Source organism: Bradyrhizobium sp. Leo78 (assembly GCF_059512425.1).
Window position 1 is genome coordinate 133853 of record NZ_JCAMOT010000014.1, and the last position, 15100, is coordinate 148952.

Annotated in this window: 12 protein-coding genes; 6 read left to right on the plus strand and 6 right to left on the minus strand. The window is 64.3% G+C overall.

Going from position 1 to position 15100, the window contains the following annotated elements:
* Nucleotides 1–4 precede the first annotated feature (4 nt).
* From nadA to nadC, 3 genes are read left to right on the plus strand one after another with little or no spacing between them, the layout of a single operon-like run.
* Nucleotides 5–991 (plus strand): quinolinate synthase NadA, encoded by a 987-nt coding sequence (nadA, locus tag AC5ZG1_RS19645; RefSeq protein WP_496133797.1) that lies wholly within the window; start codon nucleotides 5–7, stop codon nucleotides 989–991.
* Nucleotides 988–2538 (plus strand): L-aspartate oxidase, encoded by a 1551-nt coding sequence (locus AC5ZG1_RS19650; RefSeq protein WP_496133798.1) that lies wholly within the window; start codon nucleotides 988–990, stop codon nucleotides 2536–2538. Before nadA ends, AC5ZG1_RS19650 begins: the two co-directional genes overlap by 4 nt.
* Nucleotides 2535–3383: a carboxylating nicotinate-nucleotide diphosphorylase gene (nadC, locus tag AC5ZG1_RS19655; RefSeq protein ID WP_130228807.1), complete on the plus strand. Its 849-nt coding sequence runs from the start codon at nucleotides 2535–2537 to the stop codon at nucleotides 3381–3383. The genes AC5ZG1_RS19650 and nadC overlap by 4 nt, the downstream gene beginning before the upstream one ends.
* 31 nt (nucleotides 3384–3414) lie before the next feature.
* On the opposite strand, the gene AC5ZG1_RS19660 is transcribed toward nadC, so the two are convergent.
* The 3 genes from AC5ZG1_RS19660 to AC5ZG1_RS19670 all read right to left on the minus strand — a co-directional run bounded on the left by AC5ZG1_RS19660 (nucleotide 3415) and on the right by AC5ZG1_RS19670 (nucleotide 7538).
* The gene (locus AC5ZG1_RS19660; protein ID WP_496133799.1) at nucleotides 3415–5289 is read right to left on the minus strand and encodes a DMP19 family protein; all 1875 of its coding nucleotides are present in this window, start codon (nucleotides 5287–5289) and stop codon (nucleotides 3415–3417) included.
* 189 nt (nucleotides 5290–5478) lie between these two features.
* A complete protein-coding gene (locus AC5ZG1_RS19665) occupies nucleotides 5479–6294 on the minus strand; it encodes an FTR1 family iron permease (RefSeq protein WP_130228820.1) in 816 nt (271 codons plus the stop codon).
* Between the two features lie 149 nt (nucleotides 6295–6443).
* Complete coding sequence (locus AC5ZG1_RS19670; RefSeq protein WP_496133800.1) at nucleotides 6444–7538, minus strand: COX15/CtaA family protein; 1095 nt, start codon at nucleotides 7536–7538, stop codon at nucleotides 6444–6446.
* A 94-nt stretch (nucleotides 7539–7632) separates the two neighbouring features.
* Between AC5ZG1_RS19670 and AC5ZG1_RS19675 the strand changes: the two genes are divergently transcribed.
* A complete protein-coding gene (locus tag AC5ZG1_RS19675) occupies nucleotides 7633–7842 on the plus strand; it encodes a DUF2842 domain-containing protein (protein WP_394567086.1) in 210 nt (69 codons plus the stop codon).
* Here the strand turns inward: AC5ZG1_RS19675 and AC5ZG1_RS19680 are convergent.
* Nucleotides 7839–8858, minus strand: a complete 1020-nt coding sequence (locus tag AC5ZG1_RS19680) for a polysaccharide deacetylase family protein (protein WP_496133801.1) — start codon at nucleotides 8856–8858, stop codon at nucleotides 7839–7841. The two genes, AC5ZG1_RS19675 and AC5ZG1_RS19680, sit on opposite strands and share 4 nt — an antisense overlap.
* A 125-nt stretch (nucleotides 8859–8983) precedes the next feature.
* Here AC5ZG1_RS19680 and AC5ZG1_RS19685 point away from each other — a divergent pair, with 125 nt between their 5' ends.
* On the plus strand, nucleotides 8984–10168 hold the full coding sequence (locus tag AC5ZG1_RS19685) for a GNAT family N-acetyltransferase (RefSeq protein ID WP_496133802.1): 1185 nt from the start codon (nucleotides 8984–8986) through the stop codon (nucleotides 10166–10168).
* A 130-nt stretch (nucleotides 10169–10298) separates the two neighbouring features.
* Here the strand turns inward: AC5ZG1_RS19685 and AC5ZG1_RS19690 are convergent, their stop codons facing one another.
* A complete protein-coding gene (locus AC5ZG1_RS19690; RefSeq protein WP_496133803.1) occupies nucleotides 10299–11261 on the minus strand; it encodes a LysR family transcriptional regulator in 963 nt (320 codons plus the stop codon).
* Nucleotides 11262–11369: 108 nt separating this feature from the next.
* Between AC5ZG1_RS19690 and AC5ZG1_RS19695 the strand changes: the two genes are divergently transcribed.
* A complete protein-coding gene (locus tag AC5ZG1_RS19695; protein WP_496133804.1) occupies nucleotides 11370–12362 on the plus strand; it encodes a Bug family tripartite tricarboxylate transporter substrate binding protein in 993 nt (330 codons plus the stop codon).
* A 272-nt stretch (nucleotides 12363–12634) separates the two neighbouring features.
* Here AC5ZG1_RS19695 and AC5ZG1_RS19700 read toward each other — a convergent pair whose 3' ends face one another.
* Nucleotides 12635–14866, minus strand: coding sequence for a GumC family protein (locus AC5ZG1_RS19700; RefSeq protein WP_496133805.1), 2232 nt, complete (start codon nucleotides 14864–14866; stop codon nucleotides 12635–12637).
* Between the last annotated feature and the right edge of the window lie 234 nt (nucleotides 14867–15100).

Consider the following 15100-nt stretch of genomic DNA (forward strand, 5'->3'; position numbering starts at 1 on the left):
ATAAATGGCTGCAATCTCATCCGGTGCGCTCGCGCGCACCGCGCCGCTCTATGACCGCGTCAAACGGGTGATCCCGGAATTCGAATGGGCGACCTTCGCCGATGATGTCGACGCCATCCTAGAACTCAAGCGCACGCGCAATGCGGTGGTGCTGGCGCACAATTATCAGACGCCGGAAATCTTCCACGGCGTCGCCGACATCGTCGGCGACAGCCTCGCGCTCGCGCGCGAGGCGACCAAGGTCGATGCCGACGTCATCGTGCTCGCCGGCGTGCACTTCATGGCGGAGACGGCAAAGCTGCTCAATCCCGAGAAGACGGTGCTGATCCCCGACCTCAAGGCCGGCTGTTCGCTCGCGGAGTCCATCACGGCGGCCGATGTACGGCTGATGCGCGAGCGCTATCCGGGCGCCCCCATCGTCACCTATGTCAACACCTCGGCCGCGGTGAAGGCGGAGTCCGACATCTGCTGCACCTCAGGCAATGCACTCGCTGTGGTGCAATCGCTCGGCGTCGAGCATGTCATCATGCTGCCGGACGAATATCTGGCGCAGAACATCGCCGCGCAGACCAAGGTGAAGATCACGGCCTGGAAGGGCCATTGCGAAGTGCACGAGCTCTTCAATGCCGAGGATGTGCGCCAGCTTCGCGAGAATCATCCCGGCGTCACCATCCTGGCGCATCCGGAATGTCCGCCCGAGGTGGTGGCTGAGGCGGATTTCTCGGGCTCCACCGCAGCCATGTCCGGCTTCGTCAGCAAGGAGCATCCGGCACGCGTGGTGCTGCTGACGGAATGCTCGATGAGCGACAACGTCGCGGTGCTCCATCCCGACGTCGAGTTCATCCGCCCCTGCAATCTCTGCCCGCACATGAAGCGGATCACGCTGAAGAACATTCGCCACGCGCTCGAGACCAACGAGCACGAGGTCACGATCGATCCTGAGATCGCTGAGCGCGCGCGGCGCTCCGTCGAAAGGATGCTGGCGCTATGAGCTTGGATGTTTCGGCCTTGGCCGGGCAACCGGTGATCATTGGCGGCGGCGCCGCTGGATTGATGACGGCCCTGCAGCTTGCGCCCGCACCGGTCGTGCTGCTGTCGAAATCGCCGCTCGGGGCGGAGGCCTCCAGCATGTGGGCGCAAGGCGGGCTCGCAGCGGCGGTCGGTGACGACGACACCCCTGCCCTGCATCTGCAGGACACCATCGCCGCCGGCGCCGGCCTTTGCGACGAAGAAGCCGCGGGCCGCATCGTGGATGCAGCGCCCGCTGCCGTCGAGCGTCTCGCGCGGCTCGGCGTCGGCTTTGATCGCAGGCCAGACGGGAGCTGGCAGCTTGGACTCGAAGCCGCGCACAGCCGCAAGCGGATCGTTCACGCCACCGGCGACGGCACCGGGCGCGAGATCATGCGCGCACTGATCGCCGCCGTGCGGCGCTGCCCGTCGATTACGCTGATCGAGGGTTTTGAGGCGCGCCAACTCATCGTCGGGGACAACGCAGTCGAGGGCGTGCTTGCTGCAAACGAGCGTGGCTCGCTCGTCATCCCGACTAACCGCGTCGTGCTGGCGACCGGGGGCATCGGCGGCCTGTTCCAGGACAGCACCAATCCGATGGGCTGTTTCGGCCAGGGGCTGGCGCTCGCCGGCCGTGCCGGCGCCGTCCTCTCCGATCTCGAATTCATCCAGTTTCACCCCACCGCTTTCGACGGGCCGTCGCGACCGATGCCACTGCTGACCGAAGCGATCCGCGGCGATGGCGCGATCCTGATCGACGAGACCGGGCAGCGTTTCATGGCGAACGAACCGGGCGCCGAGCTCGCGCCGCGCGACATCGTGGCGCGCGCGGTCTGGCGCCGCCGCGCCGAGGGACACCGCGTCTTCCTCGATGCACGGCAGCATCCAGGCAAGAATTTCGCGCAGCGCTATCCCGTCATCAGCGCGTTCTGCAAGATGGCCGGTATCGATCCGGCCGACGATCCGATCCCGGTCCGTCCGGCGGCGCATTATCACATGGGCGGCATTGCCGTTGATGGCGAAGGCCGCAGCACGGTGACGGGCTTGTGGGCCTGCGGCGAGGTCAGCCGCACCGGCCTGCACGGCGCCAATCGGCTCGCTAGCAATTCGCTGATGGAAGCCATCGTCTCTGCGCAATGGGTCGCCGAGAGCGTCAATGGCGTGGCTAGCGGTGCCGCTCCTCTGCGCACGCCGACCGCGCTCCCGCCTGCATCAGATCCATCGACGGTGCGGCCGTTCGTCTCGCAGGCCCTCGGCGTGCTTCGTGATCGGCCCTCGATCGAGCGCGCCATTCGCAATCTCTATCCGATGGCCAGGGGGAGCGGCTCCGCCGCCGATCCGGCGCTGGTCGGATTGATGATCGCCGTCGCAGCGTCAAGGCGCGAGGAAAGCCGCGGCGGCCACTACCGCACCGACTTTCCGGACACGTTGCCCAAGGGCGTGCCCTCCACTTTCACCCTCGCAGGTGCACTCAGTATCGCCGGCGAGATCATCGAATCCGAACTGCCGATCAGGAGCGCTCAGTCGTGACACTCAATCCCCTTCTGCCCCTGATGTACGAACCCCTGGTGCGAACCGCGCTGCTTGAGGATCTCGGCCGTGCCGGCGACATCACGGCGGACGCGATCGTGGCCGCCGACCAGCGCGCTTCGCTCGCGTTGCGGGCACGCCAGCCGGGCGTCGTCGCCGGCCTCGATGTGGCGCGCTGCGCCTTTCAAACGATATCACCAGCGATCCGAATCGAGATCGAACGGCCCGATGGCAGCGTCGTCGCGCCCGGCGACACGATCGCGACCATCAACGGCCCGGCGCGCGCGCTGCTGACGGGCGAGCGGACCGCACTCAATTTCCTTTGCCACCTCAGCGGCGTCGCAACGGCAACGGCGTCGCTGGTTACTGCCGTGAAAGGCACGCGCGCGCAGATCGTCTGCACTCGCAAGACCACGCCCGGCCTGCGCGCATTGGAAAAATACGCGGTGCGCGCCGGCGGCGGTAGCAATCACCGCTTCGGCCTCGACGATGCCGTGCTGATCAAGGACAACCACATCGCGCTTGCCGGCAACATCCGCACCGCGATCGAGCGTGCCAAGGCGCATGTCGGCCATCTCGTCAAAGTCGAGGTCGAAGTCGACACGCTGGCGCAGCTCGAAGAAGCTCTGGCGCTCGGGATCGACGCGGTCCTGCTCGACAACATGACGATCGACGATCTCAGGCAGGCCGTGACGATGACGCGCGGCAAGGTTATCACGGAAGCATCGGGCCGCATCACGGCCACCACTGCGCCCGCGATCGCGGCGACCGGCGTCGACCTCATTTCCGTCGGCTGGGTCACGCACTCCTCGGCCGCCCTCGATATCGGGCTGGATTATCTCTAGCGGGTGATGAGGCTGCGTTTCGGGCACTCTGTCAAAGAGCTGCCCGCGCGCCTTCCTTGCGATAGTAGAAAACCTGCCGCGCCCTGACCTCGTTCTCAACAACCCCGATCAGACCGACCAGCTTTTCGGAGGTGCGAACCTGCACAATGTCGGGCGTAACCACGAATACCGTCGCCTCATCGTAGGGATTGGCGCTCATAATCATATGGCGCGTTTCAGCGACGACGTTTGCCCATGCCTTGGCGTGGCGCTCGGACCTCGCGAAATATGAGGTGCATGTCTTGAGCGCCAGATCATAGGTCGCTTCCATGGACGGAATTGCCATCGACGGATATTCCCGATCGAAATAGACCAGCGCTTCGGTCAAATCTGATGTCACCGAGGGGCGGAGCGCTTCGGCGAGCGCCTGCGCGTGGTTGAAGCAGACGTTGTTGAACATCCACGACCGCTGCGCAAAACTTGTTTCTGCGAACGCGGCTGCCGCCTTGGGCACGAAACTGAACCACCAGCGCGCGATCTCGAGTAGCTGGAATCGGACGTTGTATTGCTCCCGCTCGAAATCGCCGGGCGCAAGTACGGCAAGCGCCGCGATGCGATCCGTATCGAGCACGCGCAGGCTGGTCGCCGCAACCGTGGCGGCGGCTCCGAGATTGATCAACAGGGCCGCGGCGCGATCGGGCTCCTCAAGCATCGAATCGTTGAAGGCATCGGCAGCCAGGAACGAATCCCACAGCGCATTGGCCATAATGAGCCGGATCAGGGAATGCTCCTCGGTAGCCGCCAGGAGCGGAGACGAGGCACGCGGAACGTAGCTCACGAGAGAGGGATTGTGCCCGACATAGGGACAGGTGATCGCCGTGTTGATCCGTTTCGATCCGGCCGTGAAGCTGCCCCAGAAGGCATTGAACGCAGGCGACAAAAAGTTCGCCAATATGGTCTCACGGGACTGCGCTAGCGATGCCGATGTCCTCTCGCCCGCAGCCGATCTCATCCGCTCGCGAATATCACGCGATGTCGCATCGATCAGCGCCCGGCGCATTTCGCCGTCGCCGACGAGTGCAGGATAGGTATCGCGCGTTTCGAAGAAATACTGGCCGCGCAGCGACCCGTTGTCCCGCAGCACGGCGATGCCATGTCCCATCACAAGCATGCGCGAGCCGGCCGACGTGCTCAGCGTCCAGGCGATCTGACCATCGCCCACCGGTAGGCCCGCATTCACGCCTTCGAAGGCGATGCGCTCCTGCGCGCAGGTCGCACGCGCTGCCACCTGGATCGGGTCAGAGGCGCTGAAACGCGCTTTGGCCCGCCGCAGATAGTCCTGGCGGGCGGCAAGCAGGGAATTGCGCACAATGACCGCTTCGCGCTCGGCCGTGAGCCGATCGTTTGGCAGCGATCGCAGGGCCGGCAGCGTGCGCAGCCAGGCTGCGTTGAGCTTGGTCATGTCGCCGAGCGCAAAGAAGCGTTTGTCGAGCAGTTCGATCGCGGGATCGATTTTCCCAAAACCGCTGCCATCCTGTATGGCTTTTGCCCGACGCGGATCGCCCTCCATGATGGCCATGAACTCGTCGAAGATCGCGACGTAATCCTTTGCGCCCATCGCGACGAGCCCGCGGCGACAATTGTCGAGCGTCTGCTCGCTCATTCCACCGTTATGGGCAAACTGGCCATGGCCGCCGTTGTTGACCTGGGCCAGATAATAGTCGGCGTGATAGCTCCAGAATGCCTCCGCGACGATCTCGCCGGAGACCAGGTGGGCCGGGCCAATCGCCCAATTCACGAAATCGACGACGGTGGCGACCAGATCGCCGTCCTCTGCCACATCGGCGTCGGGGATAAGGATTTCACGTGCAATCACCCCCTGAGGCTGAAGCGCGCGCCGAGCCTCCTCGTTCTCAATCATCTGCATGCACCGCCCCAAGATGCCCCCTCTTCTACAGACACTTCAGCGACGCGGAATCCGCAATACAAACGAGAAAAAAATGTCACATGGTGTTTTGATACCGCGAAAGGTCGGAGCGGCCCCCTTTCGCGGCCATTCGCAGCGCGGCGGAACCGGCGGCGCGCGATCTTCGGGCTGGATCGATGGCGTGTGAGATTATTCAGCTGCTGCGCTGGTCGACGCCTTGCTCTGGCGCGTCAGGCGACTGTTGCGCTGGAACACCGAATAGGTCCCGAGCGCGAACAGGATCACGAGGAGCTGCAGCGACAGCGCTTCCAGCGTCGGGTTCAGGCCGAGATCGGCGAGCCAGGACAGGCTCTTCAGTTCCGTGAACGGCAGCAGAGCCTGCTCCTGGAATTCCTGCACGGCCTCGCCGATGAACTTGATCGCCATCACGAACAGGAAAGCCGAGGTCAGGATGAACAACGGCCGCAGCGGAATCTTCTGGGCGATCAGGTTGATGAAATAGAACAGCACCGCAAGCGCAATGGTGGCGGCGCCGAGGCCGGCAAACAGGCCTGCGCTCCAGCCGCCTTCCGTAGTGGCCAGCGCGTTGATGAACAGCACGGTCTCGGCGCCCTCGCGGAACACCGCGAGGAAAGCGAGCGCGCCGACCGCCCACACCGTGTCCTGCGCCAGCGCCGTGTCGGCCTTGTGCGCGAGATATTCTTTCCAGCCCTGCGGGTCCTGCTTCACCATCAGCCAGCCGCTGACATAGAGCATGAGGCCCGCGGCAAAGAGGATGATGACGCCCTCGAGGATGTCGCTGTGCTCGCCCGAATTCAGCACCGCGAACAGCCAGGCCGCGATGATGCTGGCGCCGACCGCAGCCAGCGCGCCCCCATAGAGCGCCTGGATGCGATGACCGGCGCCAACCTTCGACAGGTAGCCGGCGAGCGCGGCGATCACCAGCATCGCCTCTAGGCCTTCGCGTAGCAGGATGACCGCGGCCTGAATGAATGCAGACGACATGAGCGAACCCATTTTTCGCTCGTTCTATCGCCAGGGATTTTCAAGTAAAGCGATGTCGGGCCGCACGATTTCGTCAACTGCCGGAACATTCAAAAAGCCCGTGCAAAACGGGCACCTCTGGCGGCAACGATAGATTAGAATAGCTCCACTCAACCGGGTTGACCGACCGGCACGGCAAGCTTTGGCCGTCCCACTTCGCGGCGTCGCGGCAGCAGCCGCTCGACCTGCAGGACCGCCAGCGTGAGCACCACGATCGCCACGGCCTGGTGCATGAGCGCGAGATCGATCGGCACCTGGTTCAAGAGCGTCAGGATCCCGAGCGTCGCCTGTAGCGTGATCGCCGCCACCAGCCACCAGGCGCCGGCGATAGCCGCGCCGCTTGCGCGCGAACGGATGGTGTCGATCGCATGCAGGATCGCCAGCACCAATAGCGCGTAAGCAGTCATGCGGTGCTCGAACTGCACCGTCAGCGTATTGTCGAACAGGTTGCGCCACCAGGGCTGCTCGAACAACAGACGCCCCGCGGATGGAATGAAAGCGCCATCGATCTCTGGCCAGGTGTTGTAGACCTTTCCCGCGCGCAGCCCCGCGACCAGCGCGCCGAAATAGAGCTGCAGGAAGGTCAGCGCCAGCAGCAGCAAAGCGGTGATCTTCAGCCGGAGCGGCGCCGGATTTGGCGGCCGGTCGGAAAGCCGCCGCAGCGTCCAGACGATCGCCGAATAGATCAGCAGCGCCAGTATCAGATGGACAGCGAGGCGATATTGCGAGACCTCGACCTTCTCGGAGAGGCCTGAGGCGACCATCCACCAGCCCACCGCCCCCTGCAGCGCGCCGAGCCCGAAGATCAGCCAGAGCCGCCGCTTCAATTCGCCGTCGGTGACGGCGCCGCGCCACAGGAAATAGAGGAACGGCAGCAGATAGGCGATCCCGATCACGCGCCCGAGCAGGCGATGGCTCCATTCCCACCAGTAGATCGTCTCGAACTCAGCGAGCGTCATCCCGGCATTGAGCTCGCGATATTGCGGGATCTTCTTGTAGCCCTCGAAGGCTTCCGCCCATTGCGCCTCGGTCAGCGGCGGCAGCGTGCCGGTGACCGGCTTCCATTCCACGATCGAAAGCCCGGATTCGGTGAGCCGGGTGGCCCCGCCGACCAGCACCATGATCGCGATCAGGGCTGCGACCGAAAGCAGCCACCAGCGAAGGTGAGCATTTTGGGAGGGCTCGGGGGCGGAACGTGCGGTCATCGGTCCTGCTTGATCGGATTGGCGCGCCCCTTATAGTCCGCCTCCTCGCAGGCGCAAGGCGCGCTTTGCCTCACGAGTTATCGATCGACCGGCCATGAATATACGCACCCGCAAGCTGCTTGGAACCATCTTCCTGCTGATGCTGGTGGTGGTGTGGTCGCTGCTCGGCATGACGGTCGCGCAGACGCCTTGGCTCGCCAATTCGGGCTTGCTGCAGGCGATTTTCTATGTCGTGGCCGGGCTCGGCTGGGTGCTGCCGGCGATGCCGATCGTGGCCTGGATGTCGCGGCCCGACCGCATCTAGAACATCAGCCCCGACAACAGCACGCGCATCATCCGCAGCGAGCGCTGGCGCCCGTCCCAGCACATCCGCGGCAGCGCGTGCAGGTTGGTGCGCGCCTGCGCTTCCACGATTCCTCCGATGCTCGACACCGCGCTGTCAAAACCGGCCTCGCCCGCCATCAGCACGTGCTGACGGCGAAAGCTCTCGCGGTCTCCGAACGGATAGGCAAAATGCCTGACCTCGCGGCGGATGCCGGCCTCGAGCACCGCCTTGCCCATCGCCGTCTCGCGCTTTGCATCGACATCGCGCAGGTTCGACAGCGCCGGATAGTTCACGGTCGCGCTGCCGATCGTGACATTGGGATCGGAGGCGAGCATCGTGAGATCGCTCCAGTCCATGGAGGCGCCGCGCGAAAGCGCAGCCAGATCGACGCCGTAGCGCTTGCAGAGATCGTTGATTGCGACGGAGAGATCCGGCAGCGCCAGCGTCCGCATCCATTTCGCCAGGAAGTCGTAGAGCTCGTATTTCTCGGCGACATCGGAAACCGAAAAATGCAATTCCTTGCGCTCGATCACGAGGCTGATGCGGCTCTCGCGCGCGATGATCTTCTCGAGCGCCAGCCACCACGCCTCCCCCAGCCCATCCGGAAACGCACTCGGCAGGTAGATGGCGAAGGGCACGCCATACTTCGACAGCACCGGATAGGCGTTCGTCGCCAGATCCTTGTAGCCGCCGTCGAACGTCAGGCAGGCAAAGCGGCGCGGCAGCGGCAAGGTGACGGCACGGCGGCAGGCTTCGTCGATCGAAACGATATCGTAGTTCCAGCGCCTCAGCGCCCGGATCGTGCGATCCAGGAACCGAGGGGTGATCTCGCGCGAGGCCAGCGGCTGAAACCGGTCCCGACGGCGCGCACGCACGCGCTCGAAGCGCAGGATGGCGCCGGCCCCGCCGGCCTGCCGTTGCCGCAACCGCGCATAGCCAGAGAAGTAAGCGAGCTCCATCTGTGCCCGCTTCAAGAAAGTGATTTCCGACACCACGTCCCGCCCCCCGATCCGGCGGTTCCCCGGCGCCGTCTAATGATTGTTATTACTCTTTGTTGACATTTCCCTGCGAAGGTCGCCCGAGCGGAATTGTAAACAATCGATTAATACCGGACTCGGCAATGACCATGGCTGCCGCGATCGAAGCACGAACGGCGGAGTTGGAAGCGTGGTCGAAAACAAGCCGCGTCGCCGGTGTCGAGATCATTCGCGATCTCGAAGCCGCCGAACCGACATGGCGTGCCTTCGAAAAGCAATTCTGCACGCCGTACCAGCGCTTTGATTTTCTCGCCGCCTGGCAGCGGCAGGTCGGCGCACGCGAGGGCGTCGCCCCATTCATCGTGATCGGCCATGATGACGAACGCCGGCCGTTGTTCGTGCTGCCGCTGACGCTCGAAAGCGCGCTCGGCGTGCGCTGTGCTAAATTCATGGGCGGCAAGCATGCGACCTTCAACATGGCGCTGTGGGACCGCGACTTCGCCGCGGGCGCCACGGCCGCCGATCTCAGGACCATGGTGTCGGCGATCGCGGCACGCGGCGCGGCCGACGTGCTCGCCTTGCAGCAGCAGCCGCTCAACTGGCGCGATCTGCCCAACCCGCTGGCCCTGCTGCGGCACCAATCCTCGGTCAACGACTGTCCCGTGCTCGCCATCGAGCCCGGCGCCGACCGCACCACCCTCATCAGCAATTCGTTCCGGCGGCGATTGAAGGGCAAGGAACGCAAGCTGCAGCAGCTAGCCGGCTATCGCTATCAGATCGCCGCCACGGACGCCGATGTCACACGAGTCCTGAACTGGTTCTTCCGCGTCAAGCCGCAGCGCATGGCCGAACAAAAGCTGCCCAACGTCTTTGCCGAGCCGGGCGTCGAGGATTTCATCCGCTCCGCCTGCCTCACCGGGCTTCCCGGCGGCGGCCGCGTCATCGACATCCACGCGCTCGAATGCGACGACGAGGTGATCGCGATCTTCGCCGGCGTCGCCGACGGCCATCGCTTCTCGATGATGTTCAACACCTACACGATGTCTGCCAGCGCCAAGTTCAGCCCTGGCCTGATCCTGATGCGCAACATCATCGATCACTATGCCGCGCTGAACTACCGCGCCATCGACCTCGGCATCGGCTCGGATGAATACAAGCGGCTTTTCTGCAAGAGCGACGAGCCGATCTTCGACAGCTTCATTCCGCTCTCCTGGCGCGGCAGGCCAGCTGCAAGCGCCATGTCCGGCCTCGTCAGCGCCAAGCGGCTGGTCAAGCATAATCGCGCGCTGTTCGATATCGCGCAAAACCTGCGCGGCATGTTCCGCTAGAGCGCGTTTTCGAGCGAAGTGGACACCGGTTCGCGTGAAGAAAACGCGTCAAGACTAGAATCTAGGGCAACGGTTCTGATCCAGTCAGAACCGATGCCCTAGAGCTTCATCTATTACACCGACGTGCAGCTCATTGCTTGTGGGCCGTCGATTTGCCTGCCATCGACTTCGCGACCTCGCGAACGCACGCGACGAATATCTCGGCAGCCGGGCTCAACGTGCGGTTCTTCAGCGTTACAATGGCCGCCGACACAGCCGACGCTCGCGGCAGCTTGACCGGAAGTCTCTTCAGCGACAGATCGCGGCCGCTGAACTGCACAATCGAGCTTGGAAGCAAGGTGACGAAGCTCCCGGTCGCAGCGAGCCTGCAGCAGAGGTGAAGCGACAGCGTCGTGACCGGCGTGCGAGGCACGCTCAATCCGCTTTCGCGAAACAGATCAGCCGTGGCGGAGCCTGGGAAGGTGTCCGGCGGCGGCAGGATCCAGGCTTCATCGGCAAGATCGGCCAGGCTGACCTTGGAACATCGCGCCCATTTGCTTCGCTGCCCGACAACCACGACCCGCGGGTCACTCAGCACACGCTCCACCGCCAGATCTTCCTCGGCGAACGGCGTCGGGATCCAGCCCAGCAACAGATCGATGCTCCGCTCGCGCAGTTCGCTGTAACGCGTGGTGCCAAGCACCATCTGCGCGACATTCAGGCGGATGCCTGGATGGCGCCGCGTGAAGCGATCGATGACTGCCGGAAGCAGGCCAGCCGCAACGCTTTCCGAACTACCGATGCGGAGCTGTCCGATGGTTGGATCGGCAAGAAATTCGAGTTCTTCCAGCCCTTGCATCAGCTCGTCGAAAATCGCTGTGCCGCGCTTGACGAGGGCGCGCCCATACGGCGTGGGCTCGATGCCGTTGCGGCCGCGGTCGAGAAGCCGAAGCCCGAGTGCATGCTCCATGTCGGCGATCGCTCTCGAGACCGCAGGCTGAGAAATCGCCAATTCTGCCGCGGCCTTTGCCATGCTGCCCCGTTGCGCCACGACGAGCAGGATATGGAGATCGCGCAGCTTGATGCGGCGCCGGGCTCGCTCAATGGATTGCATGTCCGATCCTTATCAAAACAGTTATGAAACCCTCACATACTAGCATTGGACGGATATGCCCGCCTCAAGCATCCTCTCGACCCAGTCGTTTCAGACGCGGAGGATCCGATGGCCTGGATGGTGATGACGCGCCGCGAAATGCTGGCAATGTCAGGCGCCGGCATTGCTTTCTCCGCCGCCGCTCTCGTGCCGCACAGCATCGCCGAGCCGAGCCTGAAGGCCGCGCATATACTGACAGGCTTCACGCCCGGGCTTCCCGATGCCGTGGCGAGGCTCGTTGCCGATCAGATGAAGGATTATGCGGCGTCGATCGTGGTCGAGACCCGGCCAGGTGCGAGCGGGCGCGTCGCGGTGGAGGCCGTGAAGGCGGCTGCTCCCGATGGATCCGTCCTTCTGCTGGCGCCGCTTGGCTTCTTGACGCTGTTTCCTCACGTCTACAAGACGCTCAGATACGAGCCGCGTGATTTTATTCCGGTCTCGACCGTCGCCTCATTCCCGACATTGCTGACGGTGGGTCCGAAGGTGCCGCGCGAGGTAAAGACGCTGGCTGAATTCATCACATGGTGCCGCGCCAATCCGACGCAGGCGACCTACGGCACGGCGGGTGCTGGATCGACGCTGCACTTCATCGGGGCGATGCTGGGCCGCACTGCGCGGTTCGAGTATCTCCACGTGCCCTATCAAGGCAGGGCCGCGATACAGGATCTCGTGAAAGGCGAGATCGCCTCGGCCATCATGCCGCTCGGCAGTTCCGTTGGCCTGGTCCAGTCCGGAGAGCTTCGTGCGCTGGCGACCACCGGTCCACGCCGCAGCGCGTTTCTTCCCGATGTGCCCACGATGGCCGAAGCCGGTTATCCCTCGCTTCAGGACCTTACATGGTTTGGGTTTTTCGTGCCGGCAAAGACCCCGGCGGTAACAGTCGAAAGGCTCAATGGCTCGATCCAGGCGGCCTTGCGCACCGACGAGGTCAAAGCCGGCATGGCAAAACAGTTCGTCGAGATCGACGCAATTCCCCTCGCCGACTTCGCCCGGCTCATCACATCCGAATCCGAGCGCTGGAAAGCGATCGTGCAGGCAACCGAGTTCACGCCGACCGATTGAAGGTCTCAGCTACCCTCGGGCGTCGTCAGGGCTATCGCATATAACTGTTTGGAGGCTGTGGACGATGCGGGCCTCATGGTTCTCCGAGCGATGCGCAGCATCGTCTCGAGACGCGCCGCAAGCGGCGCTCCTCACCATGAGGGTCTAAGATTCCACCGCGAAATCAGACCTCATCCTGAGGAGCCGCGCAGCGGCGTCTCGAAGGATGGGCTGCGAAGGGATCGCCCACCAAGTTCTATTTCATATGCCACAGCCCTGCGGGCGCCGCTGGTCTACGCTGCGACCACGCGCGGGCCCGGCTCGACGGCGTCCGATGGCTCGCACGGCTTCGTCAGCATCGTCACTTCCGAGAAGCCAACCGCGGCAAGCTGCTCGCGCATCAGGCGGCGGGCATCGTCGGCCATCGAGGCGTCCGGCACCACGACGGCGCGGGCGTGCGCCGTCAACAGATCGGCCGGCAGGTCGGAAGCCGTGCCGGCATCGAGCAGCACGTGGTCGTAGACGCTGAGCAGCGCGTCGATCGCGAGCGTCAGCCGCGGCGACTGCAGTTGCGCGCGATCGAATCCGGGGCGGCCGGCACTGACCAGATTGACCCGCGACAGCCGGTCGCGCGTGATGATCTCCGAGAACGTCGCCTGCCCCTGCATTAATTCGGCAAGCCCCGGCGCGCCGGGATCGGTCGAGACCGCCGCTATCGTCGGCGACGCCGCTGCAAGGTCGACGACGGCGACCTTGGCTTCGCGCGCCATCAGCCGCGCCAGCGTCAGCGTGCTCAGCGCGATGCTCTCGCTCGAGGCCGTCCCCAGCACCGTAATCTTGCGTGCGTCGGCGCCAGCCCGGCGCAGCTTCTCGGCGAGCTCTTCGATTTCTCCGATGGCAGTGGCGGCTTCAGGCTGCGGCGCGATGGATGCGGCCTCGACCTCGGGCTCGGGCTCCGCTTCCCGCTCCAGCTCCGGTTCCTGCTCGTCGTCGCTCTCGACGGCGGCAGCGCGAACCGGCGCCCGCGCCGTTATCGGCGGCACGACCGGTGCCGCGGCTGCGCGCGGCGCGGTCATGCGCAAGAGCTCGCCAGTCACGACCAGGCCCGAAGAAAGCAACAGCGTCGCCAGCGTCGCGATCAGCACGATCGGCAGCTTCTTCGGATAGGCCGGCGTATTGGAGACCGACGCGCGCGAGATGATGCGGCCATCGGACGGTCCTGCGTCAATGTTCTCGCGCGTATTGGCTTCGCGATATTTCGCCAGATAGGACTCAAGCAGGTCGCGCTGCGCCTTGGCTTCGCGCTCCAGCGCGCGGAGCTGGACGTCCTGGCCGTTATAGGACGATGCCTGCTTCTTCAATTGATCGAGGCTCGCGCTCAGCGCCTCGACGCGGCCACCGGCAACGCGCGCGTCATTGTCGAGCGTGCGCGAGATCTTGCCCGCCTCCTCGCGCAACTGCCGATCGAGATCGGCGAGCTGCGCCTTCAATTCCTTGATGCGCGGATGATTGTCGAGCAGCGTCGACGATTGCTCGGCGAGCTGCGCGCGCAGCGTCACCCGCTGCTCGCTCAGGCGGCGGATCAGTTCGGAATTGAGCACTTCGGAAGCTTCGATCGGCTTGCCGCTCTGCAACATCTCGCGGATCAGCCGCGCCTTGGTCTCAGCGTCGGCCTTCAGTGCACGCGCATTATTGAGCTGCGTGTTGAGCTCGCCCATCTGCTGGTTGGACAGCGAGGTATTGTTGGTGCCGACGAACAGGCTCGACTTGGAACGGAAATCCTCGACGCGGGATTCGGCGTCGGCGACTTTCTTCCGCAAATTCTCGATCTCGCCGGCCAGCCACTGGCTCGCCGTTCTCGCCTGCTCCTGCCGCGCATTCTGCTGCAGCACCAGATAGCCTTCGGCGATCGAGTTGGCGACCCGCGCGGCAAGCTCGGGATCGCGCGACTGGAATTCGACGACGATGACGCGCGACTTGTCGACCGCATAAGCCTGCAGCCGGTCATAATAGGCTTCCAGCACGCGCTCTTCCGGCGTCAGCGAGAACGGGTCGCGCCCGATGCCGAACAGCGCCAGCAGCGATTTCAGCGGCGAGAAGCCCTGCAGCACCGGATCGAATTCCGGCCGCTCGGCAAGCTTGTTCTTCTTGATGATCTCGCGCGCGAGGTCGCGCGACAGCAGGAGCTGCACCTGACTGGTGACGGCCTCCGGATCGACGACGTTGCGCTCTTCGTTGCGCTCGCCGCTCGGCCGCAGGAACACGTTCTCGCGGCCGTCGATCAGAATGCGCGCTTCCGACTTGTAGCGCGGCGTCACCATATTGACCGCGGCAAGCGACAGCGTGAACGCCAGCACCGTCGGCACGATGATCCAGCTCCGCTTGCGCATCAGCGCCCGACCGAGCGCAGGCAGGTCGAGATCGCCTACGGGCGACGCGGCAACGGTCGCAGCCGACGCGGGCTTTGCAAGCGCGCGCTGGACCACGGCCCTGTCCTTTCCTGCACGCCAGAACGCAAAACGCATTGTTCACTCCCGCGGGGACGCCACTCAATCTGCTTCGGCCGGCGCGATTACACTCCATTAAGGTTGCCGCTGGGTTAATCGGCCCGCTTGACGAACAGCATGACGCACACGCCCGCGCGTCACGCTTTGTTAACCATGGGCGTCCTTAATCGGCCGCGATATTTTGTCGGGATTCCCAGAATGCGCCGCCTGCGCGCCGCTGTCTTTCGCCTGCTTTCGATGCTTGCGCGCGGC

Excerpts from the sequence above, each read along its gene's own strand:
- nadA (WP_496133797.1), top strand. The coding sequence starts at position 5 with ATGGCTGCAATCTCATCCGGTGCGCTCGCGCGCACCGCGCCGCTCTAT.
- AC5ZG1_RS19650 (WP_496133798.1), top strand. The coding sequence starts at position 988 with ATGAGCTTGGATGTTTCGGCCTTGGCCGGGCAACCGGTGATCATTGGC.
- AC5ZG1_RS19660 (WP_496133799.1), bottom strand. The coding sequence starts at position 5,289 with ATGCAGATGATTGAGAACGAGGAGGCTCGGCGCGCGCTTCAGCCTCAG.
- AC5ZG1_RS19665 (WP_130228820.1), bottom strand. The coding sequence starts at position 6,294 with ATGTCGTCTGCATTCATTCAGGCCGCGGTCATCCTGCTACGCGAAGGC.
- AC5ZG1_RS19670 (WP_496133800.1), bottom strand. The coding sequence starts at position 7,538 with ATGACCGCACGTTCCGCCCCCGAGCCCTCCCAAAATGCTCACCTTCGC.
- AC5ZG1_RS19675 (WP_394567086.1), top strand. The coding sequence starts at position 7,633 with ATGAATATACGCACCCGCAAGCTGCTTGGAACCATCTTCCTGCTGATG.
- AC5ZG1_RS19685 (WP_496133802.1), top strand. The coding sequence starts at position 8,984 with ATGACCATGGCTGCCGCGATCGAAGCACGAACGGCGGAGTTGGAAGCG.
- AC5ZG1_RS19690 (WP_496133803.1), bottom strand. The coding sequence starts at position 11,261 with ATGCAATCCATTGAGCGAGCCCGGCGCCGCATCAAGCTGCGCGATCTC.
- AC5ZG1_RS19695 (WP_496133804.1), top strand. The coding sequence starts at position 11,370 with ATGGCCTGGATGGTGATGACGCGCCGCGAAATGCTGGCAATGTCAGGC.
- AC5ZG1_RS19700 (WP_496133805.1), bottom strand. The coding sequence starts at position 14,866 with ATGCGTTTTGCGTTCTGGCGTGCAGGAAAGGACAGGGCCGTGGTCCAG.